The sequence below is a fragment of the Trinickia sp. genome, from assembly GCF_057351765.1.
On record NZ_JBMRBK010000071.1, the window covers coordinates 45,110 to 68,100 of the forward strand.

21 protein-coding genes are annotated in these 22,991 nt (G+C 65.5%); 15 read left to right on the top strand and 6 right to left on the bottom strand.

What is annotated here, in order from left to right; genetic code table 11:
* Positions 1-136: 136 nt before the first annotated feature.
* Positions 137-439 carry a hypothetical protein gene (locus ACO1XS_RS19215; protein ID WP_331569521.1) on the top strand — a complete coding sequence of 101 codons (303 nt, stop codon included), beginning with the start codon at positions 137-139 and terminating at the stop codon, positions 437-439.
* Between the two features lie 47 nt (positions 440-486).
* Here the strand turns inward: ACO1XS_RS19215 and ACO1XS_RS19220 are convergent, their stop codons facing one another.
* A complete protein-coding gene (locus tag ACO1XS_RS19220) occupies positions 487-1,410 on the bottom strand; it encodes a CopD family protein (protein WP_331569523.1) in 924 nt (307 codons plus the stop codon).
* A gap of 549 nt (positions 1,411-1,959) precedes the next feature.
* On the opposite strand from ACO1XS_RS19220, the gene ACO1XS_RS19225 reads away from it, so the two are divergent.
* From ACO1XS_RS19225 to ACO1XS_RS19235, 3 genes are all read left to right on the top strand, one after another.
* Entirely contained in the window at positions 1,960-2,691 is a 732-nt protein-coding gene (locus ACO1XS_RS19225) for a c-type cytochrome (protein ID WP_331569525.1), read from the top strand.
* Between the two features lie 20 nt (positions 2,692-2,711).
* A complete protein-coding gene (locus tag ACO1XS_RS19230; RefSeq protein ID WP_331569527.1) occupies positions 2,712-4,007 on the top strand; it encodes a c-type cytochrome in 1,296 nt (431 codons plus the stop codon).
* A 198-nt stretch (positions 4,008-4,205) separates the two neighbouring features.
* Complete coding sequence (locus tag ACO1XS_RS19235) at positions 4,206-5,906, top strand: DEAD/DEAH box helicase (RefSeq protein ID WP_331569529.1); 1,701 nt, start codon at positions 4,206-4,208, stop codon at positions 5,904-5,906.
* Positions 5,907-5,934: 28 nt separating this feature from the next.
* Here ACO1XS_RS19235 and ACO1XS_RS19240 read toward each other — a convergent pair whose 3' ends face one another.
* The 3 genes from ACO1XS_RS19240 to ACO1XS_RS19250 form a co-directional block, all read right to left on the bottom strand.
* Positions 5,935-6,501, bottom strand: a complete 567-nt coding sequence (locus ACO1XS_RS19240; RefSeq protein ID WP_331569531.1) for a hypothetical protein — start codon at positions 6,499-6,501, stop codon at positions 5,935-5,937.
* A 19-nt stretch (positions 6,502-6,520) separates the two neighbouring features.
* Entirely contained in the window at positions 6,521-7,348 is an 828-nt protein-coding gene (locus tag ACO1XS_RS19245; protein WP_331569533.1) for a ferritin-like domain-containing protein, read from the bottom strand.
* Positions 7,349-7,617: 269 nt separating this feature from the next.
* Positions 7,618-9,258: a gamma-glutamyltransferase family protein gene (locus tag ACO1XS_RS19250; RefSeq protein WP_486391435.1), complete on the bottom strand. Its 1,641-nt coding sequence runs from the start codon at positions 9,256-9,258 to the stop codon at positions 7,618-7,620.
* A gap of 130 nt (positions 9,259-9,388) precedes the next feature.
* Between ACO1XS_RS19250 and ACO1XS_RS19255 the strand changes: the two genes are divergently transcribed.
* Together ACO1XS_RS19255 and ACO1XS_RS19260 are read left to right on the top strand one after the other, a co-directional pair.
* Complete coding sequence (locus tag ACO1XS_RS19255) at positions 9,389-10,174, top strand: DeoR/GlpR family DNA-binding transcription regulator (protein ID WP_331569537.1); 786 nt, start codon at positions 9,389-9,391, stop codon at positions 10,172-10,174.
* A 343-nt stretch (positions 10,175-10,517) separates the two neighbouring features.
* The gene (locus tag ACO1XS_RS19260; RefSeq protein WP_173259182.1) at positions 10,518-10,715 is read left to right on the top strand and encodes a hypothetical protein; all 198 of its coding nucleotides are present in this window, start codon (positions 10,518-10,520) and stop codon (positions 10,713-10,715) included.
* Between the two features lie 68 nt (positions 10,716-10,783).
* Here ACO1XS_RS19260 and ACO1XS_RS19265 read toward each other — a convergent pair whose 3' ends face one another.
* Entirely contained in the window at positions 10,784-11,146 is a 363-nt protein-coding gene (locus ACO1XS_RS19265; RefSeq protein ID WP_331569539.1) for a hypothetical protein, read from the bottom strand.
* Positions 11,147-11,348: 202 nt separating this feature from the next.
* Between ACO1XS_RS19265 and glpD the strand changes: the two genes are divergently transcribed.
* The 7 genes from glpD to ACO1XS_RS19300 all read left to right on the top strand — a co-directional run bounded on the left by glpD (position 11,349) and on the right by ACO1XS_RS19300 (position 19,428).
* Positions 11,349-12,899, top strand: a complete 1,551-nt coding sequence (gene glpD, locus ACO1XS_RS19270; protein ID WP_486391465.1) for a glycerol-3-phosphate dehydrogenase — start codon at positions 11,349-11,351, stop codon at positions 12,897-12,899.
* Positions 12,900-13,023: 124 nt separating this feature from the next.
* Positions 13,024-14,523: a glycerol kinase GlpK gene (gene glpK, locus ACO1XS_RS19275; RefSeq protein WP_331569542.1), complete on the top strand. Its 1,500-nt coding sequence runs from the start codon at positions 13,024-13,026 to the stop codon at positions 14,521-14,523.
* 142 nt (positions 14,524-14,665) lie between these two features.
* Positions 14,666-15,373, top strand: coding sequence for an MIP/aquaporin family protein (locus ACO1XS_RS19280; RefSeq protein WP_173259187.1), 708 nt, complete (start codon positions 14,666-14,668; stop codon positions 15,371-15,373).
* 347 nt (positions 15,374-15,720) lie between these two features.
* Positions 15,721-17,082, top strand: a complete 1,362-nt coding sequence (miaB, locus tag ACO1XS_RS19285) for a tRNA (N6-isopentenyl adenosine(37)-C2)-methylthiotransferase MiaB (RefSeq protein ID WP_331569550.1) — start codon at positions 15,721-15,723, stop codon at positions 17,080-17,082.
* 32 nt (positions 17,083-17,114) lie between these two features.
* Positions 17,115-18,179 carry a PhoH family protein gene (locus ACO1XS_RS19290; protein WP_486391436.1) on the top strand — a complete coding sequence of 355 codons (1,065 nt, stop codon included), beginning with the start codon at positions 17,115-17,117 and terminating at the stop codon, positions 18,177-18,179.
* An 82-nt stretch (positions 18,180-18,261) separates the two neighbouring features.
* Entirely contained in the window at positions 18,262-18,729 is a 468-nt protein-coding gene (gene ybeY, locus ACO1XS_RS19295) for an rRNA maturation RNase YbeY (RefSeq protein ID WP_331569554.1), read from the top strand.
* Between the two features lie 33 nt (positions 18,730-18,762).
* Positions 18,763-19,428, top strand: a complete 666-nt coding sequence (locus ACO1XS_RS19300; RefSeq protein ID WP_486391437.1) for a gamma-glutamylcyclotransferase — start codon at positions 18,763-18,765, stop codon at positions 19,426-19,428.
* A 118-nt stretch (positions 19,429-19,546) separates the two neighbouring features.
* Here ACO1XS_RS19300 and ACO1XS_RS19305 read toward each other — a convergent pair whose 3' ends face one another.
* Entirely contained in the window at positions 19,547-20,161 is a 615-nt protein-coding gene (locus ACO1XS_RS19305; protein ID WP_331569558.1) for a DUF4337 domain-containing protein, read from the bottom strand.
* Between the two features lie 213 nt (positions 20,162-20,374).
* On the opposite strand from ACO1XS_RS19305, the gene ACO1XS_RS19310 reads away from it, so the two are divergent.
* Positions 20,375-21,268 (top strand): CorC family transporter, encoded by an 894-nt coding sequence (locus ACO1XS_RS19310; protein ID WP_173259202.1) that lies wholly within the window; start codon positions 20,375-20,377, stop codon positions 21,266-21,268.
* Positions 21,269-21,294: 26 nt separating this feature from the next.
* The gene (gene lnt, locus ACO1XS_RS19315; RefSeq protein WP_486391438.1) at positions 21,295-22,956 is read left to right on the top strand and encodes an apolipoprotein N-acyltransferase; all 1,662 of its coding nucleotides are present in this window, start codon (positions 21,295-21,297) and stop codon (positions 22,954-22,956) included.
* Positions 22,957-22,991: the final 35 nt, after the last annotated feature.

The following is a 22,991-nucleotide window of genomic DNA, read 5'->3' on the forward strand; positions in this document are numbered from 1 at the left end:
CCGATCGGGCAATCGCCCGGTCGCAGCCCGATTCATTGCTGCACAGGGCTTCGCGGTGGGCCGCCCCATCGATGCGAACGACTGGCCCGGCTCTTGCGTATCTCCCCGCAAAACGACACATCAGGGAGAAACCGCCATGCATGACTATCTGCCCGACTATTTGATCCGGGAACAGATGGCGGTCAGCGCGCTCGTGACGTTCGGCGTGCTGCGCGTTCTGGCCGCGGCGCTGCTCTGGCGCCGCGGCTGGGAAGCTGCATGGGCGGACAAGGCCGGTATCGCCGCGGCGCTGCTTTACTGCGCGCCGCAGCTCGTCGGGCTGTTGTCGCACTCTTACTTCTTGCCGGGCGCAATGGCCGAACTCGAAGGCAAGATGGCAGGCTGCGCGATCGCACTGTTTGGCGCCCCTATCCTCAGCCATCGCCTCGGCTACGAATGACGGCCTCGCGCCTATCGTCATCGCCGGCCCAGGCCGCGACGCCGCTATCAGGTATGACCGGGCGGTGTCAGCCCAAGCACCGCCGCAGTCACGAAGATCGCGACCATCACCAGTGCTTCAAGGTGTAGAACGTTGCGAAACGTATGCGCGTCGAGCGTCGAAGCGCTGCGGCGCAGCCGCGGCAACGCCGACGTACGATTGAGCGCCCCCAGCACGACAGCCAGCAGCACGAGCGAGAGCTTGAGCGTCAGCACGTGTCCCCATGCAGTCCCGCGCAAGGCCGCAAACGAGCCTCCCAGCCCACGTTGCGCGCCGACCAGACCGGAGATCAGCACAACGCAAAAAGCCGCGAGCGATACGTTCGAGACCCGGTCCGCAAGGCGGATCAGCGCGATACGCGTGATCGACGTGTCGAGCGCGGGCAGCACCACGAGCCCGCCGGCCAGCACCACGCCGCCCCAGACGGCCGTCGCCAGCACGTGAACCGCCTGCATCGCCCAGCCGAGCGAGGGTATGCCCGCGTCGGCGGCATGCCCGATCGCAGCCGTGCCGGCCGCGCTGGCGAGCGCGCCGAGCCAGAACATCCCCGCCCCGAAGCGCCCGCCGCGAGACAGGAGCGCCGCCATGAGCAGCCAGGCGGCGCCGGCGAATGCAACGCACCAGGCATGTCCGACATGGGTCGTGCCGACGACATCCGGCAAAGCCGCCAAGCCGCCCGCTACGCCCGCGCCCGTCATCGCACCGGCTTCATACAGCAACCAGCCGCCCTCCGCCAGCACGAGCGCGAACGCGGCGGCCATCAGCGACGCGCGCGCCCGATGCCAGGCGGCATGCGACGGCGCGGTCCGCGCGAGCGCACCGTCCGCGGCGAGCCATCGCTCGAAAAGCGCCGAACCGATGGCAAATGCAAAGGCGACATGAACGAGCGCGGTCAGCGCGACTTGACCGATCAGCAGGCCGGAAGCGCTCATCGGGACTGACGCTCCACGAACGCGAAGGGAACATGCGGATGCCGGCCGGCAACTCGACTGGAACGGCGGGATCGGGTCATACGGGAATTGGGGAAGGATCGCTTCATCGGCAGGCAGGACAAACGAGGGGCTAACGAGAAAAAACCGTGGCGGCCGGCGCGCACGATGCCGCGCAAAGCGCGAATCCGTGGAATCCGTGGGCCGCCCCGGTCCGACGCAGCCGAGAGTGTACGCGAGCCGTGCATATCGGGAACGGAACGGGACCTTGGCGCGGCCGAACGGTGTATGCCGGACAACCCGGAGCGCATCGAATATGCGCGTCAAATTGTCGCGCCGCCGCATCGGGACGGATTTACGTCGCCTGAGGCAAATAGCTCGTGACAGGCATCGATGATAGAATGCTGCGTCGCAACGCCGCGGGTCGCCGCTGCAAGTGTGGCAAACCCGAATAATTCGCCGAACAATTCGTCGAACAATTTGCCTCGAGCTGTAGGCCAGCTCGCAGCACCGCACCGGGCCGATCGAAGTCCGGCAGGTCCCCGAATAACGATGGAGTTACGCGTGTCTTCCAGACGCATTTTCCGCCCGCTACTCGCCCTCTTGCTGATCGGTGGTGCTGGCGTCGCAACGAGCGCACAAGCGCAAACCCAGCCGAAGGCCCCGGATACGATGGAACAGCGCGTGCAAGGCTGCACGGCGTGCCATGGCAGCCATGGGCAGGGCACCGATAACGACTACTTCCCGCGCCTCGCGGGCAAGCCGGCCGAGTATCTGTTCAATCAATTGCAAAATTTCCGCGAGGGCCGGCGCAAGTATCCGCCGATGAACTACCTCGTCACGTACCTCTCGGACGAATACCTGCACGAGATCGCCGATTACTTCTCGAAGCAGCGCCCGCCCTACCCGGCCCCCGCCAAGCCGACGGTGTCGCCGGAGACGCTCGCGCGCGGCAAGGAGATCGTGCTCAACGGCGATGCCTCGAAGAACATTCCCGCCTGCGCCGCCTGCCACGGCAAGAGCTTGACGGGCATGGAGCCGGCGATTCCGGGTCTCGTCGGACTGCACCAGGACTACATCAGCGCGCAGCTGGGCGCCTGGCGCAGTGGCACGCGCCACGCCAAAGCGCCCGATTGCATGCATGAGATCGCGACGCGCCTGACCGATGACGACGTCAACGCCGTCGCCGCGTGGCTTTCGACTCAGCCCGCCCCGAAAAACCCCGTTCCGGCTCCGGCCCGCTCGATGAAGACTCCGCTTGCCTGCGGTAGCGAACCGCAATAAGCGCGAGGAGAGACATACCCATGAAACGCAAGTCACTGTTCGCGCTGTCGGCTGTCGTCCTGACGGCCGCCGCGCTCGGCTCCGTCCTCTGGACGGGCAGCGATAACCTGCACAACGGCTCGGCCCAGGCAGCCACGCCGGCCGACCAGGCTGCGCTCGTGAAGCGCGGCGAATACCTTGCCCGCGCCGGCGATTGCATCGCATGCCACACCGTACGCGGCGGTCAGCAATTCGCGGGCGGCCTGCCGATGGCTACGCCGTTCGGCACGCTCTATACGCCGAACATCACCCCGGACGATCAATACGGTATCGGCAAATGGTCGTCGGACGATTTCTATCGCGCCATGCACACGGGCCGCTCGAAGGACGGCAGCCTGCTCTACCCGGCTTTCCCGTTCGCGAGCTACACGAAGGTGACGCGCGAGGATTCGGACGCGATCTACGCCTACTTGCGCTCGGTGCCGCCGGCCTCCGTGCCGAGCCGTCCGCATGAACTGCGCTTCCCGTTCAACAATCGCAACCTGCTGATCGGCTGGCGTACGCTGTTTTTCCGCGAAGGCGTCTACAAGGACGATCCGACGAAGTCGGTCGAATGGAACCGCGGCGCGTATCTCGTCGAAGGCCTCGGCCACTGCTCGATGTGCCATACGTCGATCAACATGATGGGCGGCCCCGTCAATTCGGCCGCGTTCGCCGGCGGTCTGATTCCGCTGCAGAACTGGTACGCGCCGTCGCTCACCTCGAACAAGGAAGCGGGCCTCGGCGACTGGGACATCACGGACATCGCCAATCTGCTCAAGAACGGCGTGTCGCAGCGCGGCGCCGTGTTCGGTCCGATGGCAGAGGTCGTCCACAACAGCCTGCAGTACTTGTCGGACGAGGACGTCCGTGCGATGGCCACGTATCTGAAGACCATTCCGCAGAAGAAGGAAGCGCCCGAGACGATGCAGTACGAGACGTCGGAGAAGTTCGGCGGCGAACTCTTCGAGCTGGGCAAGAAGGTCTACGGCGACAAATGCGCGACCTGCCATTCCGCAAACGGCCTCGGCAAGCCGCCGGCATACCCGCCGCTCGCGAACAACCAATCGATCCAGATGCCGTCGGCGGTCAATCCGATCCGCATGGTGCTGAATGGAGGTTATCCGCCGAGCACGGGTGCCAACCCGAAACCGTACGGCATGCCGCCGTTCGCGCAAGCGCTGACGAATCAGGAAGTCGCAGCCGTCGTGACGTACATCCGTCAGTCGTGGGGCAACAAGGGCTCTGCGATTTCGCCACAGCAAGTGACGGATCTTCGCTCGGCGCCGCTCGATTGAGCACATGAACCACCAAGGGCGCGGCCATGCGGATTACCGCGGCCGCGCCCTTCGCATTTCCGGCGAAGCCAACCGGCCCCGCCGGAACCCAGGCTGGCCGGCGCCAACAGCGCCGCGCTCGCACGTTCGCCGCACGGCCGCCTTCGCGGCACGCGGCATGCGTGACGGACAGCCGTCATCCCGCATTTGAAGAAAACTATGTCCTTCGATTCCCTCGGCCTGTCCGAACCGCTGGTACGGGCTGTTCATGAGCTCGGCTACACCTCGCCCACCCCGATCCAGAAGCAGGCCATCCCCGCCGTGCTCGCCGGTGGCGACCTGCTTGCCGGCGCGCAGACCGGCACCGGCAAGACAGCCGGCTTCACGTTGCCGATCCTGCAGCGGCTCGCCGCGCCGCGCGCCGGGCAGGCTGCCGGCACACGCCGCCCGCACGCCGTGCGCGCGCTGATCCTGACGCCGACGCGCGAGCTCGCCGCTCAGGTCGAGGAAAGCGTGCGTGCCTACGGCAAGTACTTGCAGCTGAAGTCGACCGTGCTGTTCGGCGGCGTCGGCATCAATCCGCAAATCGATGCGCTCAAGCGCGGAGTCGACATCGTCGTCGCGACCCCGGGCCGGCTGCTCGACCATATGCAGCAAAAGACGATCGACGTCTCGCATCTCGACATCCTCGTGCTCGATGAAGCGGACCGCATGCTCGACATGGGCTTCATCCACGATATTCGCCGCGTGCTCGCCAAGCTGCCGCCCAAGCGTCAGAACCTGCTCTTTTCGGCGACGTTCTCGGAGGAGATCAAAGCGCTTGCCGACAATCTGCTCGACGCGCCGGCGCTTATCGAAGTCGCACGCCGCAACACGACGACCGAACTTGTCACGCAGCGCGTGTACAGCGTCGATCGCGATCGCAAGCGCGAACTGCTCACGCATCTGATCCGCGAAAACACCTGGTTCCAGGTGCTCGTGTTCACGCGCACGAAGCACGGCGCCAACCGGCTGGCCGAGCAACTGACGAAAGACGGAATCAGCGCGCTGGCCATTCACGGCAACAAGAGCCAATCGGCCCGCACACGCGCGCTCGCGGAGTTCAAGGACGGCACGCTGCAGGTGCTCGTCGCAACGGACATCGCGGCGCGCGGCATCGACATCGATCAATTGCCGCACGTGGTCAACTTCGATCTGCCGAACGTTCCCGAAGACTACGTTCACCGGATCGGGCGGACCGGCCGTGCAGGTTCGACCGGCGAGGCGATTTCGCTCGTGTGCGTCGACGAGCGCCAACTGCTGAAGGACATCGAAAAGCTGACCCGGCAGACATTGCCGCAAGAGGTGATTCCGGGCTTCGAGCCGGACCCGAACGTAAAACCCGAGCCGATCCAGCAGCGCCGCGGTCAAGGTGGCGCAGCGCGCCAGCCGCGCGCGCAAGCGCCGCGGCGCGAGACGTCTCAAAGCGCCAAAGCGCCGGCTGCGCCCGCGGCTCAAGCTTCACGCCGCGAAAGTGGAGCGGGCAAGAGCGGCGCTGCAGGCCATGCGAAAGGCAAAGCAAACGGCAGCGGTAACGGTAACGGCGGTCTCAATGACAGCGCTCATGGCAGCAACGCCAAAGGCCGCACCGGTGAGCGCCGCAGTGGTACCGCGACGCCCAAAGCAAGCGATGGATCGCGGCCTGCCGCTGGGCAACCGCCGAAGAGCGGGCAACGTTCGCCCGCGCGCGGGGCCGCCAAACCCGAATCGGCCGCGCGACGGGAGCCGGCTGCTCAAGCCGCGCAGGCCGCTCCGTCCGCCGGTGCCAAGCGCGACACGGCACGCGGCACGGGAGTGCGCTCGGGCGATCCCGGCGCGCTGCTAGGCGGCAAGCCGCGCTCGCCTGCCGGCCCCGCCGGCGACAGGGCGCGCCGCCGCTGAGCCCGACGCGAGCGGCTCGTCGCGACAATCAAGGACTTGCCGCTCCTCGGTCCGCTTGGCATCTCGATGCCACAGCGCGACGCAAGCGCTCGATCTGCTGCTGCCAGCGATCGATCACCGCCTGCCTTTGCTGCGACTGCAGCTCGAACGTAATGCCCGACGTGAGCTTCGCGTAGCCGACTTGTTGCGCATCGGCCGAGTCGATCGACGCGATGAAGCACGCGAGCGGTCCGCCCCCCTCGACCTCGAGCGCGTCCACCCGCAGCTGCACCTGATAGAAAGCACCCTCGTGAACGAACGTGAGCGCGGCTCGCCCGCCCCCACGACGCGCGGCCGCGTCCAGCATGCGTGCTGCACGCGCGGCGGGCCACAGGGCGAAGGCCAGCGAGCGCGAATCGGGCGCATAGAGCTCGCCCGCGCTCAATAGCGAAGTGCGCAGAGGGCCCTGCGCATCGGCGTCCGCGACGACGAGACAAGCCGTAAAGCCTTCCTTGCCGGCAAGCCCGGTGCCATCGAAGAGCGCACGCAGCACGGGCGGCCATTCATCGAACGCCTGCACTGCGAGCGCACGTTCGCGCGAGGAGGAATCGGACATCGGGGTGCGCGCGCTCGGCTCAGCGGAAGAAGACGTGCTGCGCCATCTTCGCGAGCGGGTAATGGACACCCGGCTGGATGCGCGCCGGAATGTCGAGTGGCTTGAGCAGCATTTTCACGCACATGTCGGCCGAGAGATTGCGGCGCACGAGCGAGCTGATCCGCGCGGTACGCGCACGGTTGTACTCGGTATCGTGTGCGCGCTCGGGATAGCGCGTCGCAAAGACGTGACGCAGCGCGATCTCCGAATCCTCGCTCTTGATTTCGATGACCCGGCGCAGCAGCGCGCCCAGGACAGCCAGGCGGCCGTTCCCCTCGATCACGTTGTACTTCTTGAAGTATTTGAAAAAGTGCTTGTAATGGCGCACTTCGTCCGTCCGGATGTGATCGGTGATCTCCTTGAGCACCGGTTCGTCGGAGCATTCGTTGATGGCGCGATAGAGCGTGGCCGTACCGGTTTCGACGACGCAGCGGGCCACCATTTCGAGCGCTCGCGTTTTTTCGAACTCCTCGACCGAGCAAGTCGTCGAGTATTCCTCGAAGAAGTTCCGAAATGACGTATCCCAGTCGAACTCGGGCCAGACATGGTTGATATAGGCTTTCAGCGCGCGCCCATGCTGCAGCTCTTCAGGTTCCCACTCGTCGTTGAGCCATGCGGAGACCTCGGGATCTCCGTCGAAATAGGCGGTGAGGTTGCTCGTATAGAGGTCCGTGCCGCTCTCGATGAATGACGCCGCGCACAAGAGCAACAGCAGATCTTCGTTCGTCGCGGCGCGTCGACGATCGATCCGCGTCAGATCGATATCCTCGATACGCCAAGGCAGTGCGTGCTTGGATTCGGTGTACATTGCGTTGCGCTCCGAAAGCCGCGTCCCCCGAACCGATCGCGGCCGGCGATCGGCCCGGCGCGAAGCCCTCGCTTCGAGCCGGTTCATCGGATGCGGCGTTTTGAACTTTTCGATCCGTTTTCCCGGCATGTTAGCCGGACTTGTCCGATACTGCTTCGACACAGACAGTGACCGCGCAGTCATCTTCCGGTTCCGGCCCTGAGGCCGCTATAGAACCTTCGGACGATTCGCTCATCTTTCGCCGTATTACAGACGATCGGCCCGTCGGCTCAAAACCCGGCCGCAAGCCCATCGCGCCGGCTATCGCTGGCGGCCACATAGCCGCGCTCGGCGTTGCCGTGCTCCAGCTTCCAGACGTACTGGCCGGAGCCGAAATCCATGTAGGGATCGTCGAACGCCGCGATCCGATGGCCGCGCGCCTCCAAGGCGCGTGCCACCTCTGGCTCGAACGTCGACTCGAGATCGATCGAGAAATCCCGATTGACCTTCCAGCGCGGGGCATCGCAGGCCGCCTGCGGCTGCTGGCCATAATCGAGCATGCGCACGATCGATTGCAGATGGCCTTGCGGCTGCATATCGCCGCCCATGACGCCAAAGCTCATCACGGGCCACACGTGAGCGCCCTCGCGCTGCGTGACGAACGCCGGAATGATCGTGTGAAACGGACGCTTGCCGCCTGCCACTGCGTTGGGCGAGCGCGGATCCATCGAAAAACCGCAGCCGCGGTTTTGCAAAGCGATGCCCGTGCCCGGCACGACGACGCCCGAACCGAATCCCATATAGTTCGACTGGATGAAACTCACCATCATCCCGCGCTCGTCGGCAGCCGAAAGATAGATGGTGCCGCCCGCGCGCGGCATCCCGAAAGCGGGATGCGTGGCGCGGCGCGGATCGATGCATGCCGCACGCGTGGCGAGATAGGCATCGTCGAGCAACTCGGCCGGTGAAATCTCCATTGCCCGCGGATCCGCGACGTAGCGGTAGACGTCCGCGAAGGCAAGCTTCATCGCCTCGATCTGCATATGCTGCGAATCCACGCCGTCGCGTGCAAGCGCCTTCAGGTCGAAGCGCGACAATATGCCGAGCGCGATGAGTGCCGCGATGCCCTGGCCGTTCGGCGGAATTTCATGCACGGTGTAGCCGCGATAGTCTTTCGTGATGGGCTCGACCCATTCGACACGGTAATCGCGCAAATCGGCCGCCGTCAGCGCGCCGCCGCCATCGCGCGCGAACGCGGCGATGCGCTCGGCCGGCTCGCCTTCGTAGAACGCGCGCGGGCCCGATTCGGCCAGCTCGCGCAACGTGCGCGCATGACCTGCGAAGCGCACGAGCTCGCTCGGCGACGGCGCGCGCCCATGCGGCATGAAGGCTTCGGCAAACCCCGGCTGGCCCTGGAGTTCGGGCACGGCCGCCGCCCACTTTCTTGCCACGATGTTCGCGACGGCGTGCCCTCGCTCGGCGATCTCGATGGCGGGCGCCATGATGTCCGAAAACGAGAGTTCGCCGAATTTCTCGCTCAGCGCTTCCCAGCCGGCCACCACGCCGGGGACCGTGACGGTGTCCCAGCCGCGCTTGGGCTGCGCCGCTATGCCGCGCGCGCTTTCGCCATGACGGCGCCTGAAATAGTCGACGCTCCAGGCTGCCGGTGCCACGCCCGAAGCATTGAGCCCATGAAGCGCTTCGCCGTCCCAGACGAGCGCGAACGCATCGCCACCGAGGCCGCACGACACGGGCTCGACAATCGTCAGCACGGCGGCGGCCGCCAATGCGGCATCGACGGCGTTGCCGCCCTCCCAGATCATGCGCAGCCCCGCCTGTGCGGCGAGCGGATGCGAAGTCGCCACGACATTGCGGGCGAACACGGGCAGACGCGGTGTCGGGTACGGGTTGTGCCAGTCGAAATGCGTCATCTTGGGTTTTCCGGAATTCGCGTTTATCTCGATCGATCCACTGCAGCCGGCCCGGCTCGTTCGAGGGCCTGTAACCAGCGCGAACAGGCCCTACAATACCCCCTCTTCAATCGCCGCGCTCAGCCCCGCCATGACCCGAGACCCTCGCTTAAGCCTGAACGCCCGCCAGCAGGAACTGCTCGACTGGGTGCAGCGCGATGGCTTCGTCACGGTGGAAGACCTCGCCGCGCATTTCAACGTGACGCCGCAGACGATCCGCCGCGACGTGAACTGGCTCTCCGACATGAACCTGCTGCGTCGCTACCACGGCGGAGCAAGTTTGCCGACGAGCTCGGAAAACGTCTCCTACACGGCGCGGCAACGCATGTTCCATGAGGAAAAACGCCGCATCGCCGCGTTGCTCGCCTCTCATATCCCCGACCAGGCCTCGCTTTTCATCAACCTCGGCACGACCACCGAGGAGGTCGCCCGGGCATTGAATCGCCATCGTGGGCTGCGCGTCATCACGAACAATCTGAACGTCGCCAACATGATGAGCGGCTATCCCGACTGCGAAGTGCTCGTCACCGGGGGAATCGTCCGGCCATGGGACAAGGGCATCGTCGGCGAACTCGCGATCGATTTCATCCGTCAGTTCAAGGTCGACTTCGCGGTCATCGGCACATCGAGCATCGAGCCGGACGGTACGTTGCGCGACTTCGACACGCGCGAGGTTCGCGTGGCCGAAGCGATCATCCAGCAGGCGCGTACGACACTGCTGGCCGCCGACCACTCCAAATTCGGCCGCCCGGCCCTCGTTCGCCAGGGGCACCTGAACCAGATTCACGCGCTTTTCACCGATGCCCCACCGCCGCCCGAAATGGCGGAAACGATTTCGGCCGCAGGTACGCAAGTCTATGTCGCCGCGGATGAGTGAGCAAAGGCTCGCGGCGTGAGCCAAGGCTCTTATGGCACGCCCGCTCTGGATGCCGAGCGGGCGCCTACACCGAACGCGTCGGTCCATGCTGCGACGCACGCGAAACTTGAAGTAATTTCGCGAAATAACGGGCGCGAGTGAACCGCTTCCGGCCCGGGCAATTGTCAAACAGAAAATTTTGAGGGGATGATTTGGAGAAGAACGGGCGCTTGACTACACTCCAGTTCCCCGACGCGCTATGGCTGCGCGGTGCGGGTACCACCTGACCTGCTCCCGATAGGTTGAGCACGCCGGCAGCCGAACGCCGGTTGCCGAGGCAATTCGATTGCCCATGGAGAGAACGATGCTGAGTCCGCATGAATTCGCCACGTTGCTGCTCGTCAAGGATGCTCCCAACCAAGTCGATATGGCCCGAGAAGAGCTCGATGCACTGCTCGAACAACAACTGGTGCGGCTCGAAAGTCTGGCGTCGGGTCTTCAGGAATGGCGCTTGACCGAGTCGGGCGACTCGGCCATCAAAGCCATCAAACGCTTTTCCTAGCGCACCCGACCCGCGCTGCGCGCGGCGCAGCGCGTGGCACGGGTCGGCGCATCTTTCGTCTTTGGACGTCAGCCACGCAATGTCGGGTCCACCGCGGCGCGCCAACTGAGCGCTTTGGCGCGCGCGTCGTTGATGAAATCGGCCCAGCCGGTGGAGGCGCTCGCCCCGCCTGCGGCCAATGTTGCGTGCTCGCGGGCGATCGACGTCTGAAAGCCGCAGTACTCGTTTTGCGACAGCCTGCCATGGCGGTAGGCCACATAAGCGTCCAGTAAGGCCGGATAGACGGTCGCCGTCTGCGCGCCGTAATCAGCCGATGCGCCGCACACCTGCTCGAGCGCGCCCAGCGACGGCGTGCTGAATCCGTCCCACCCCGCGCAGCCAGTCAAGAGCACGGCCGTCACCGCCGCGCCGCGTCGAATCCGTTCAAGCATCGTCCACCTCTTCGTCCGTTTCCCGTGATGGTAGCCTCCCCGCGCGCAGCGCACATCGGCAACGCGACATGTTCGATTCGAGACCGAATACCGCACTTTACTTTTTCGATAATGTTCGATAGATTTCGCAAACGAACATGATAGGTTCGTTTCGTTTTCAATCGGAGTCGCAATGGCCGCTGAGGGCACGGGAGCACGGCAACTGACGCAAGGCAGCCCATACGATCTGCTCGTCGTGGGCGGCGGGATCAACGGCGCGGGGATCGCGCGCGACGCCGCGGGGCGCGGGCTCAGGGTCGCGCTCGTCGAGCAGGACGACCTTGCGGGGCACACGTCGTCGTCCAGCACCAAGCTCATTCACGGCGGACTGCGCTATCTCGAATACAAGGAATTCGGGCTCGTGCGCAAGGCGCTGCAAGAGCGCGAGACGCTGTTGCGTTCCGCGCCCCATATCATTCGGCCGCTGCGCTTCGTCATGCCCCATATGCCGAATCTGCGTCCGGCGTGGCTCATTCGCGCGGGGCTCTTCCTCTACGATCATCTTGCACGGCGCGAGCTGCTGGCGGGCTCGCGGGGCATCGTCATGCGTCGGCACCCGGCCGGCGCGCCGCTCGTGGATTCGATCGAACGCGGCTTCGTCTACTCGGACGGGTGGGTCGACGACGCCCGGCTCGTCGTACTCAATGCGGTGGATGCGGCCGAGCACGGCGCGACCGTCGCCACGCGTACACGGCTCGTCAAGGCCGTGCGTTCGGGCGGCGAATGGCATGCCGAACTCGCGGGCGCCGACGGCACCCCGTTCACGGTACGCGCGCGCGCACTGGCGAATGCGGCCGGACCTTGGGTCGGCACGCTGCTGCACGATGCGCTCGGCCGCGCGGCCCATCACACCGTGCTGCTCGTCAAAGGAAGCCACATCGTGACGCGGCGCCTGTTCGATCATGATCACGCCTATATCTTTCAGAACCCGGACAAGCGGATCATTTTCGCCATTCCATACGAGCACGAGTTCACGTTGATCGGCACGACCGACGTCGAATACCACGGCGACCCGGCGCGCGTGTCGATCGACGAGAACGAAACACGCTATCTGTGCGAATCGATCAACCGCTATTTCAAACGCAAGATCTCGCCCGCCGATGTTTGCTGGACTTACTCCGGCGTGCGGCCCCTGCTCGAGGAGGAGGGGGCGGACGATCCATCGGCCGTGACGCGCGACTATCGGCTGGAGCTCGATGCGCGAGAAGGTGAAGCCCCGCTGCTGTCGGTGTTCGGCGGCAAGATCACGACCTTTCGCAAGCTCGCCGAAGAAGCCGTCGACCGGCTCGCCCACGCGCTCGGCCGGTCGGCACCGTCATGGACTGCCGGCGCGCCGCTGCCGGGTGGCGACATCCCCGGCGCGCAATTCGAACGGTTCGCCACGCGGTTCGCAAGCGAACATCCGTGGCTGCCCGCCGAGCTCGCGCGCCGCTATGCGCATGCGTACGGCACGCGCGCGGTGCGCATGCTCGGCGAAGCGCGCTCGCTCGCGGATCTCGGCGCACCGCTCGCCCCCGGCTTGTTCGAGTGCGAGTTGCGATACCTGCGCGACACCGAATGGGCGCGCTGCGCATACGACGTGCTGTGGCGCCGCTCCAAGGTCGGCCTGCATCTTCCGGCCGGCACGCTGACCGAAGCAAGCGCATCGATCGACGCATGGTTCGCACGCCTGCCGGCCGCCGCGCCGGCCACGCTGACGCCGGCGCAGCACTGAGCAGCGCGCCAAGGCCCGCTAGAGGCTCGTACCGGCGCTGCAATGAACGTTTCACCCGAGGGCCCGCCGCAAGCGATTTATCCGCGGCGCATCAAAATCTATGACAACACATGGAGAAGAGACGATGCAGGACCAATACATTCTCGCGCTCGATCAGGGCACGACGAGTTCACGTGCGATGCTGTTCGATCGACACGGCAACATCGTATCGGCCGCCCAGAAGGAGTTCCGCCAGATCTATCCGCAGCCGGGCTGGGTCGAACACGATCCGCAGGAAATCTGGTCGACTCAGGCCGGGGTCGCCGCCGAAGCCGTCACGCGCGCCGGCTTGAATGGGACATCGATTGCCGCCATCGGCATCACGAACCAACGCGAAACGACGATCGTCTGGGACCGCGAGACCGGCCAGCCCGTTCATAACGCCATCGTCTGGCAGGACCGGCGCACTGCGGCGTTTTGCGACTCGCTCAAGCAGCAAGGTCTCGAACAAACCGTGCGGGCGAAGACCGGGCTGCCGATCGACGCCTACTTCTCGGCGACCAAGATCCGCTGGATTCTCGACAACGTCCCCGGGGCACGCGAGAAAGCAAAGCGCGGCCAGCTCGCGTTCGGCACCGTCGACAGTTGGCTCGTCTGGAATTTCACGAAGCACGCGCTGCATATCACGGATGTGACGAACGCCTCGCGCACGATGCTGTTCAACATTCACACGCTGCAATGGGACGCGGACCTGCTCGAGGCGCTCGACATTCCGCGCAGCATGCTGCCTGAAGTACGCGATTCATCGGAGGTCTACGGGCCGACCGTGACGACCGTATTCGCGTCGAAAATTCCGCTCGCCGGCATTGCGGGCGATCAGCATGCGGCGCTCTTCGGACAGATGTGCACGCGCTCGGGCATGGTGAAGAACACCTACGGCACCGGGTGCTTTCTCGTCATGAACACCGGCAACAAGCCAATCGAGTCGAAGAACAATCTCGTCACGACGCTCGCCTGGAAGATCGGCGAGCGCGTCGAGTATGCGCTCGAGGGCAGCATCTTCATCGCAGGTGCCGTCGTGCAATGGCTGCGCGATGGCCTCGGCATCGTTAAGCGCGCCGCCGATATCGAAGCACTGGCGGCCAGCGTGCCGCATTCCGACGGCGTCTACCTCGTACCCGCGTTCGCGGGGCTCGGCGCACCGCACTGGAATCCGCGGGCGCGCGGCACGCTTTTCGGCGTCACGCGCGGGACCACGAGCGCGCACATCGCGCGCGCCGCGCTCGATTCGATCGCCTATCAATCCGTCGATGTGCTCAAGGCAATGGAAGCCGACTCCGGTATTCGCATCGGCGAGCTGCGCGTGGACGGCGGCGCCTGCGCCAACAATCTGCTCATGCAATTCCAGGCCGACATGCTCGGCGTGGCAGCCGTGCGACCCCGCATCAGCGAGACGACGGCGCTCGGGGCCGCTTACCTCGCCGGCCTCGCGGTCGGCTACTGGGGCGGTATCGACGAGCTGCAAAGCCAGTGGCAGCTCGACCGGCGCTTTTCGCCCGCCATGGATGCGCGCGCCGCCGAGGTCTGCCTCGCGGGCTGGCAGCGCGCCGTCACCGCGGCCAAAGCCTGGGCCGACGCGAGCTGAGCATTCTTGAACGCGCGGGCCGTGCGTTCGAGAACGTTTTGACGCCTTCATAGCCGCAGCGCGGACAGCCGCTCGATGCTCGAGCAGGCCTTACCGCGCGCAACGTCGACACCGTCAATCTAGCCATTCCGGAGTAACAACCATGTCTCCTCTCATCGCTGAATTCCTCGGCACGGCATTGCTCGTGCTGCTTGGCAACGGCGCCGTAGCCAACGTGCTGCTCGCGCGCACGAAAGGCAAGGGCGCCGATCTGATCGTCATCGTCTGGGGCTGGGCGATGGCGGTTTTCGTCGCCGTCTATGTCACCGCATCGTTCAGCGGCGCGCATCTGAATCCGGTCGTGACCATCAGCCTCGCGCTGGCCGGCAAGTTCGCCTGGTCGAAGGTGGCGGGCTATGTGATCGCTCAGATGCTGGGCGGCATGGCCGGCGCGTTGCTCGTGTGGCTGGCCTATCGGCAGCATTTCTCGACGACCGACGACCCCGATATCAAGCTCGCCTGCTTTTGCACGGCACCGGCGATTCGCAGCGTCGGGCACAACGTGCTGACCGAGACGATCTGCACCTTCGTGCTCATTCTCGGTGTGCTCTATCTCGCCTCGCCCCAGGTGGGACTTGGCGCGCTCGATGCGCTGCCGGTCGGTCTGCTCGTACTCGGCATCGGCATTTCGCTCGGCGGTCCGACCGGCTATGCGATGAGTCCGGCCCGCGACCTCGCGCCCCGGCTCATGCATGCGATCCTGCCGATCCCCGGCAAGCGCAACAGCGACTGGCGCTACGCCTGGATTCCCGTTTGCGGACCGCTGGCCGGCGGCGCCATGGCCTCATTCGTCTACATGCACGCGCACTGACGACACGACACGCTGCCCGGGCGGCCCGGGCAGCCTCCCCCGAGCGGGGGCCGCTTTCGCACGATGCGTCATCAGCAAACACGCTCGGGCGCACGTTGCGGTTGCAGGCCGAGGCGGCCTGGGCGGATCTGCCGATGCTCGGCGCGCAGGCGCCGACTGGCCGGGGTCAGACCGGCGAGGCCGCCGCCCGGAGCGGCAATCGTGAACCGCTATAATACCGAGCTATGCGGACTGCTTCGGCGGGCCTCGTTTCACGGGCGGCGCCCGACAGCGCTCGCGCCCTCATTCCTTCGATATCGACTTCGAATTTACCGCCCCCAGGTCAACCACTGCGAACGGCGAGCTTCATGACAAAGAAAGTGTATGTAAAGACCTTCGGCTGCCAGATGAACGAGTACGACTCCGACAAAATGGTCGACGTGCTCGGGCAAGCGGAAGGACTCGTCAAGACCGACACCCCCGAAGACGCGGATGTCATCCTCTTCAATACCTGCTCGGTGCGCGAAAAAGCGCAGGAAAAGGTGTTTTCCGACCTGGGCCGCGTGCGCGAGCTCAAAGAAGCGAAGCCCGGGCTGCTGATCGGGGTCGGCGGCTGCGTGGCAAGCCAGGAAGGCGCGGCGATCGTCGCGCGCGCCCCCTACGTGGACCTCGTCTTCGGCCCTCAGACACTGCACCGGCTGCCGCAGATGATCGACGCGCGCCGCGCGAGCGGCCGCGCTCAGGTCGATATCTCGTTTCCCGAAATCGAAAAATTCGATCACCTGCCGCCGGCGCGCGTGGAAGGTCCGAGCGCCTTCGTCTCGATCATGGAAGGCTGCAGCAAGTACTGCAGCTACTGCGTCGTGCCCTACACGCGCGGCGAGGAAGTTTCGCGCCCGCTCGATGACGTGCTGACCGAAATTGCCGGCCTCGCCGATCAGGGCGTGCGCGAAGTCACGCTGCTCGGACAGAACGTCAATGCCTATCGCGGCCCGATCACGGCGGGCGCGGCCGAGATCGCCGATTTCGCCACGCTCATCGAATACGTCGCCGAGATTCCCGGCATCGAACGCATTCGCTATACCACGTCGCATCCGAAGGAATTCACGCAGCGGCTCATCGATACCTACGCGAAGGTCGACAAGCTCGTTTCGCATCTGCACCTTCCCGTGCAGCACGGTTCGGACCGCATCCTGATGGCGATGAAGCGCGGCTACACGGTACTCGAGTACAAGTCCGTGATCCGCCGGCTGCGTGCCATCCGCCCCGACCTCTCGCTGTCGACCGACATCATCGTCGGCTTTCCCGGCGAAACGGAAGAGGACTTCGACAAGACGATGGCGCTCGTCGACGAGATGAGCTACGACACGAGTTTTTCCTTCATCTTCAGCCCGCGCCCCGGCACGCCGGCCGCCAATCTGCACGACGACACGCCGCGCGAAGTCAAGTTGAAGCGCCTGCAGCATCTGCAGGCGACGATCGATGCGAACGTCGTGCGCATCAGCGAAGCGATGGTCGGCAACATCGAGCGCATCCTCGTGGAAGGGCCGTCGCGCAAGGATCCGAGCGAACTCGCCGGACGCACGGCGAATAACCGCGTCGTGAACTTCCCGGCGCCACTCGCCGTACATTCGAGGCTCATCGGTCAAATGATCGATGTGCGCATCAACCATGCTTATCCGCATTCGCTGCGCGGCGAGCTCGTGCTCGCCGATGCCGCCGTGCATTGAGCGCTTACCCGGACTAAGGATCGCCCTTCGCCTTGAAGACTGCCCAACCGCTGGAGTTCACCGCACCGCGCGACGACAACGCCCGCCTGGCCAATCTGTGCGGCCCCCTCGACGAGAACCTGCGTCAGATCGAACAGGCGCTCGACGTCACACTGCAGCGGCGCGGCCATCGCATTGCCATCCGCGGGCGCGGCGCCAAGCTTGCGCTCGGCGCGCTCGAAACGTTCTACAACCGCGCGCGCGAGCCGCTTTCCGTCGACGACATCCAGCTCGCGCTCGTCGAGTCGCGTCATCCGAGCAACCGCTCGGGCGTATCCGAGGAAGAACGCAGCGAGTCCGGCGCACGCTACGACCCCGACCATCCGTTCGACGAACCCGCCGGTCTCGACGATGAGGACCTGGAGGAACTCGGGCCCAAGCTTTATACGCGCCGCGCCGACTTGCGCGGACGCACGCGCGCGCAGCGCGACTATCTGAAGCAGATCGTCTCGCACGACGTGACGTTCGGCGTCGGACCGGCCGGCACGGGCAAAACCTACCTCGCCGTGGCCTGCGCGGTGGATGCGCTCGAGCGCGATCACGTCAAGCGCATCGTGCTGACGCGCCCGGCCGTCGAGGCGGGCGAACGCCTGGGCTTTTTGCCCGGCGACCTCGCACAGAAAGTCGACCCGTATCTGCGGCCGCTCTACGACGCCCTTTACGATCTGCTCGGATTCGACAAGACGGCCAAGATGTTCGAGCGCCAGATGATCGAAATCGCCCCGCTCGCCTATATGCGCGGACGCACGCTCAATCACGCATTCATCATTCTCGACGAAGCGCAAAACACCACGCCCGAGCAGATGAAGATGTTCCTCACGCGCATCGGCTTCGGCTCGAAAGCCGTCGTGACGGGCGACACGACACAGATCGATTTGCCGCGCGGCGCCAAGAGCGGCCTCATCGAAGCCGAGCAGGTGCTGGCCAACGTGCGCGGTATCGCGCTCACGCGCTTCACGAGCGCCGATGTCGTGCGCCACCCGCTCGTCGCGCGCATCGTCGACGCCTACGATCAGCACATGAAGAAAGAGGACGGTCACGCGTCCGACGATCGGTGATGAGCGAGTCCTGCACGAAGCGCTGCGCGAGCCGCCGCCGCCCGAGCCCGCGGCATGGGGTGAACGGCACGGGGGCACGCGCATGAATCGCGCTCCACGCCTGGCGCTCTCGCTGCAATTTCCGGCCGCCGGCGCCTACCCTGAACACAAGACGCTGCTGACGCGTGCGCGCGTGACGAGCTGGGTGAAGGCAGCGCTTTTTGCCGATGGCGAACTCACGCTGCGCTTCGTCGACACCGAGGAAGGACGCCTGCTGAACCGCACCTATCGCGGCAAGGACTACGCGACGAACGTACTGACGTTCGCGTATGCCGAGACCGAAGACGATCCGGTCTCGGGCGACATCATCGTGTGCTGCCCCGTCATCGAAAAAGAAGCCGCCGAGCAGCGCAAGCCGCTCGAAGCCCACTACGCGCATATGATCGTGCACGGCACGCTGCATGCGCAGGGCTACGATCACGAGACCGAAGACGAAGCGCACGAAATGGAGACGCTCGAGACCGGCATTCTCGGCCTGCTCGGCTTCGCCGACCCATACCGCGAACGCTGACGATCCCGCGAACGCCACCTCCGCTTCGACGCCATGTCCTCAGCTGTCTGCTCCGATCCCGACGATAAACTGCCCGAGCCCGCGTGCGGCTATCCGCCGTCGCTCGGCGAGGCGCGCCTGCTCTCGGACGAGGAGCTCGCCGCTTCGCTCGCCTCGACGCTCGAGCATTGGGACGGCGCGAGCGACCTGTGGCTGTTCGGCTATGGCTCGCTGATCTGGAACCCGGGCATGCCGGCCGCGGAGACGATCCACGCGCGTGTGCGCGGCTATCACCGCGGACTTTATTTGTGGTCGCGCGTCAATCGCGGCACGCCCGAGCAACCGGGCCTCGTGCTCGCGCTCGACCGCGGCGGCTCGTGCACGGGCGTGGCATTCCGGCTCGACGGCGCGAACGCCATGCCGCATCTGCAAGCGCTCTGGCGGCGCGAAATGGTGATGGGCTCCTACCGGCCGGCATGGCTGCCCTGCTCGCTGGCCGACGGGCGCCGCGTCCCCGCGCTGGCGTTCGTCATGCGCCGCGATGTACCAACCTACACAGGCAAACTGCCCGACGCGGTCGTGAAGGCTGTCTTCGGCTGCGCGCGCGGACGCTACGGCACGACGCTCGACTATGTGAGCCGCACGGTCGACGCGCTGCGCAAAAGCGGCATGCCGGACCGCGCGCTCGAAGCCCTGCTCAGGCGCTGCGCCGAGGAATAACGCGGGCCGCGCAATTCGAAGCGAGCGATCACTTCGGGGCCTCGCCCTATTCAGCGCCGGAAAATCGCGCTTGAGGCGATAGGCGTAGTCGTATTTTTTCCCGTCTGTTTCGCCGTCGTCACACTCCGAGCAGCGCGGCCCCACCGACCGCGACGCCCGCAACGGCGACGCCGAATGCACCGGCCAGCAGCCAGCGGCGCCGCGTCAGCAACGTGATCGCGGCCAGCGAGATGGCGACTTGCGTGAGGGTGGTCGCCTGCGCCCAGCGATGGTGCAAGTGCAATTGATGCTCGCTCGCTTCGTCGGCTTCCCGCACTCCCTTTTCGAGCGCCTCGGCATGTTCGCGAATCGCCGTTTTCTGCTGCGCGTACTTCGCCATATCGGCCGTGAATTTCGCGCTGGCTTTCGCGTCGCTCGCGGCGAGCGCCGCCCCGAGCTCGGCCAGATTCTGCTTTTCGCCTTTCGCCTGGTAGTAGCTCCACTGGTTGGCGGCCTCCGTCTTCCGGATGGCCGCCTCGTTCTTGTAAAAGAGCGCGAGCCCCTCCGTCGAACCGCCCTGGTACGAGAAAACGGCGCCGATGGTCGCGAGAATCGCCGTCATGACCGCGACGCGCCCGGCGAACGGGTCGGGGGCGACGCCGGGGGCGGCGTGATGGCCGCCCGCATGAGCACCGTGGCCCGCATGTTCGAGCGCCTCTTCATGCGGCCCCCGGACTTCGAATTCTTCGGACATATTCGTTTCGTAAAAAGGTGGAGAAAAACGGCTGCTATCTTGTCTCAAAACTCGCTTGTCTCAAAATTTGTTTGTCTCAAAATTTGCTTGCCCCAAAAATAACGCGGTGCTGCGCGACTTCGCCAGCAGGGCATGTACGCTGAGGTGTCGCACGGCTGGTGTATCCTTGACTTTCCGTGTACCACGCGCCCGGCCGTCTCCGGGCGCCCCGCCATGAACGACTCCTATCCCAGTCGACGACAGACCGACAAGCCGCACGAAAAGCGTTCGCTGCTCGAGCGTTTGACCGATTTCATCTCGCCCGAGCCCGATTCGCGCGCCGAACTGCTCGACATCCTGCAAGACGCGCACGAGCGCAACCTGATCGACGCGGATTCACTGTCGATGATCGAGGGCGTGTTCCAGGTATCCGAGCTTTGTGCGCGCGACATCATGATCCCGCGCGCGCAGATCGACGCGATCAACATCGCCGACAGCCCCGAGCAGTTCATCCCCTTCGTCCTCGAAAAAGCGCACTCGCGCTACCCGGTCTACGAAGGCAATCGCGACAACGTCATCGGTGTGCTGCTGGCGAAGGATCTGCTGCGCTACTACGCCGAGGACGAGTTCGATGTGCGCGGCATGCTGCGCCCCGCCGTCTTCATCCCCGAAGCGAAGCGCCTCAATGTGCTGCTGCACGACTTTCGCGTGAACCGCAACCATATCGCCATCGTCGTCGACGAGTACGGCGGCGTGGCCGGTCTCATCACGATCGAAGACGTGCTCGAGCAGATCGTGGGCGATATCGAAGACGAGTTCGATTTCGACGAGGAAAGCGGCAACATCATTGCCTCGCCCGACGGCCGCTATCGCGTGCGCGCGCTGACCGAGATCGAACAGTTCAACGAGACGTTCGGCACCCGGTTCTCGGATGAAGAAGTCGATACGATCGGCGGGCTCGTCACCCATCACTTCGGACGCGTGCCGCATCGCGGCGAGCGCGTTCGCATCGACGATCTGATCTTCGAAATCCTGCGCGGCGACGCACGCCAGATCCATGTGCTGCTCGTGCGGCGCGATCCGCTGGCCGGTCAGCGCGAACGCGAAGCCCAGCACGTTCAGACCTGAGCCGCACCACTTTCGCCTCCTCGTTCATGGCAGAACCGATTTCCTCTCGCGCGCGACACCCCGCGCGCGCCGCGTACCGCACGCATGGCGACGCCGATCGCTCAGCGCTCGCGGCCGTGCGCGGCATACCACATTGGCACTATCTGGCCGCGCTCGCGCTCGGCGCGGCCAACACCCTGTCGTTCGCGCCGACGCGCGCGGGCGGCTGGGTCGAGCTGGCGCTCTTCATGCTCTTTTACGTCTGCCTCGCGCGCACGCATCACTGGAAAAGCGCGGCATTGACCGGCGCCGCATTCGGCTTCGGCAACTTCGTCACGGGCGTGTGGTGGCTCTACGTCAGCATGCACGACTACGGCGGCATGCCCGCGCCGCTCGCGATTGCCGCGCTGGTGCTGTTCTCGATCTACCTGGCGTCGTATCCGGCGCTCGCCGCCGGTCTCTGGTCGGTGGGCGAGGGCCATTCGAATCGCGCCCGTGCGCAGCGGGGATTCGTGCCGGGCTGGCAGGGCGCGTTCGCGTTCGCCTGCGCATGGGCGCTTGGCGAATGGCTGCGTGGAACGGTATTCACGGGCTTTCCGTGGCTTGCGAGCGGCTACGCCCAAGTCGATGGACCGCTCGCGGGCTTCGCGCCGCTCGTGGGCGTCTACGGCGTCGGTTGGGCCGTTGCACTGGCTGCCGCGCTCGCGGTGCAAGCGGTCGCAGGGCTCGCAGCGCGGCCGGCGCAGCGAGCGCGGGCTCTCTTGCCCGCGCTCGCTGTACTCGCGCTCGTCGCGGGCGGCATAGCGCTTTCGCAACTCGCCTGGACCCGCGCCGACGGCGCACCGATCTCCGCGCGAATCCTGCAGGGCAACGTCAAGCAGGAAATGAAGTTCGACGAAGCAGGGGTCACGGCGGCGATCGCGCTCTACGAGAAAATGATCACGGCCAAGCCGGCCGATCTCGTCATCACGCCCGAAACGGCGGTTCCGCTGCTGCCGCAGCAGTTCCCCGAGCCCTTCGTCCGTGCCGTGCGCCAATTCGCCGACAGCACGGGCTCATCGGTTCTGCTCGGGGCGTTCGGCGCGAAGATCGCGCCCGACGGGCAGATCACCGAACCGACGAACAGCCTGTTCGGCGTGACACCCCGCTCGGGCGTGCTCTACCGTTACGACAAACATCACCTCGTGCCGTTCGGCGAATTCGTGCCGTGGGGCTTTCACTGGTTCGTGCGGCTCATGAACATTCCGCTCGGCGATCTGGCGAACGGAAAGCCCGTGCAGCCGCCGTTCCAGGTGGGTCATCAGACCGTCGATGTCGACATCTGCTACGAGGACATTTTCGGCGAAGAGATCGCGCGCCGATTGCGCGAAGCGGCGACGCCGGCCAGTGTGCTCGTCAACGTGTCGAACCTCGCATGGTTCGGCAAGACGATCGCGCTCGATCACCATCTGCAGATGGCGCGCATGCGCACGCTCGAGACCGGACGGCCGCTGCTCGCGGCAACGAACACCGGGGCCACCGCGTCGATCGACTCGAGGGGGCGCGTCATCGCCCAGCTACCGGTGCTCGCGGCCGGCGCGCTCGACGTACAGGTGCAGGGCATGACGGGCACGACGCCCTACATCGCAACGGGCAACCTCGTCGTGCTGGCCGTCTCGCTCCTGCTGCTCGCGCTTTGCGTCGCGTTCGCGCGGCGCCGGCGAGACTGATCCGCGCACTGCCGGCCCCCCGAAAGTCGCACGCG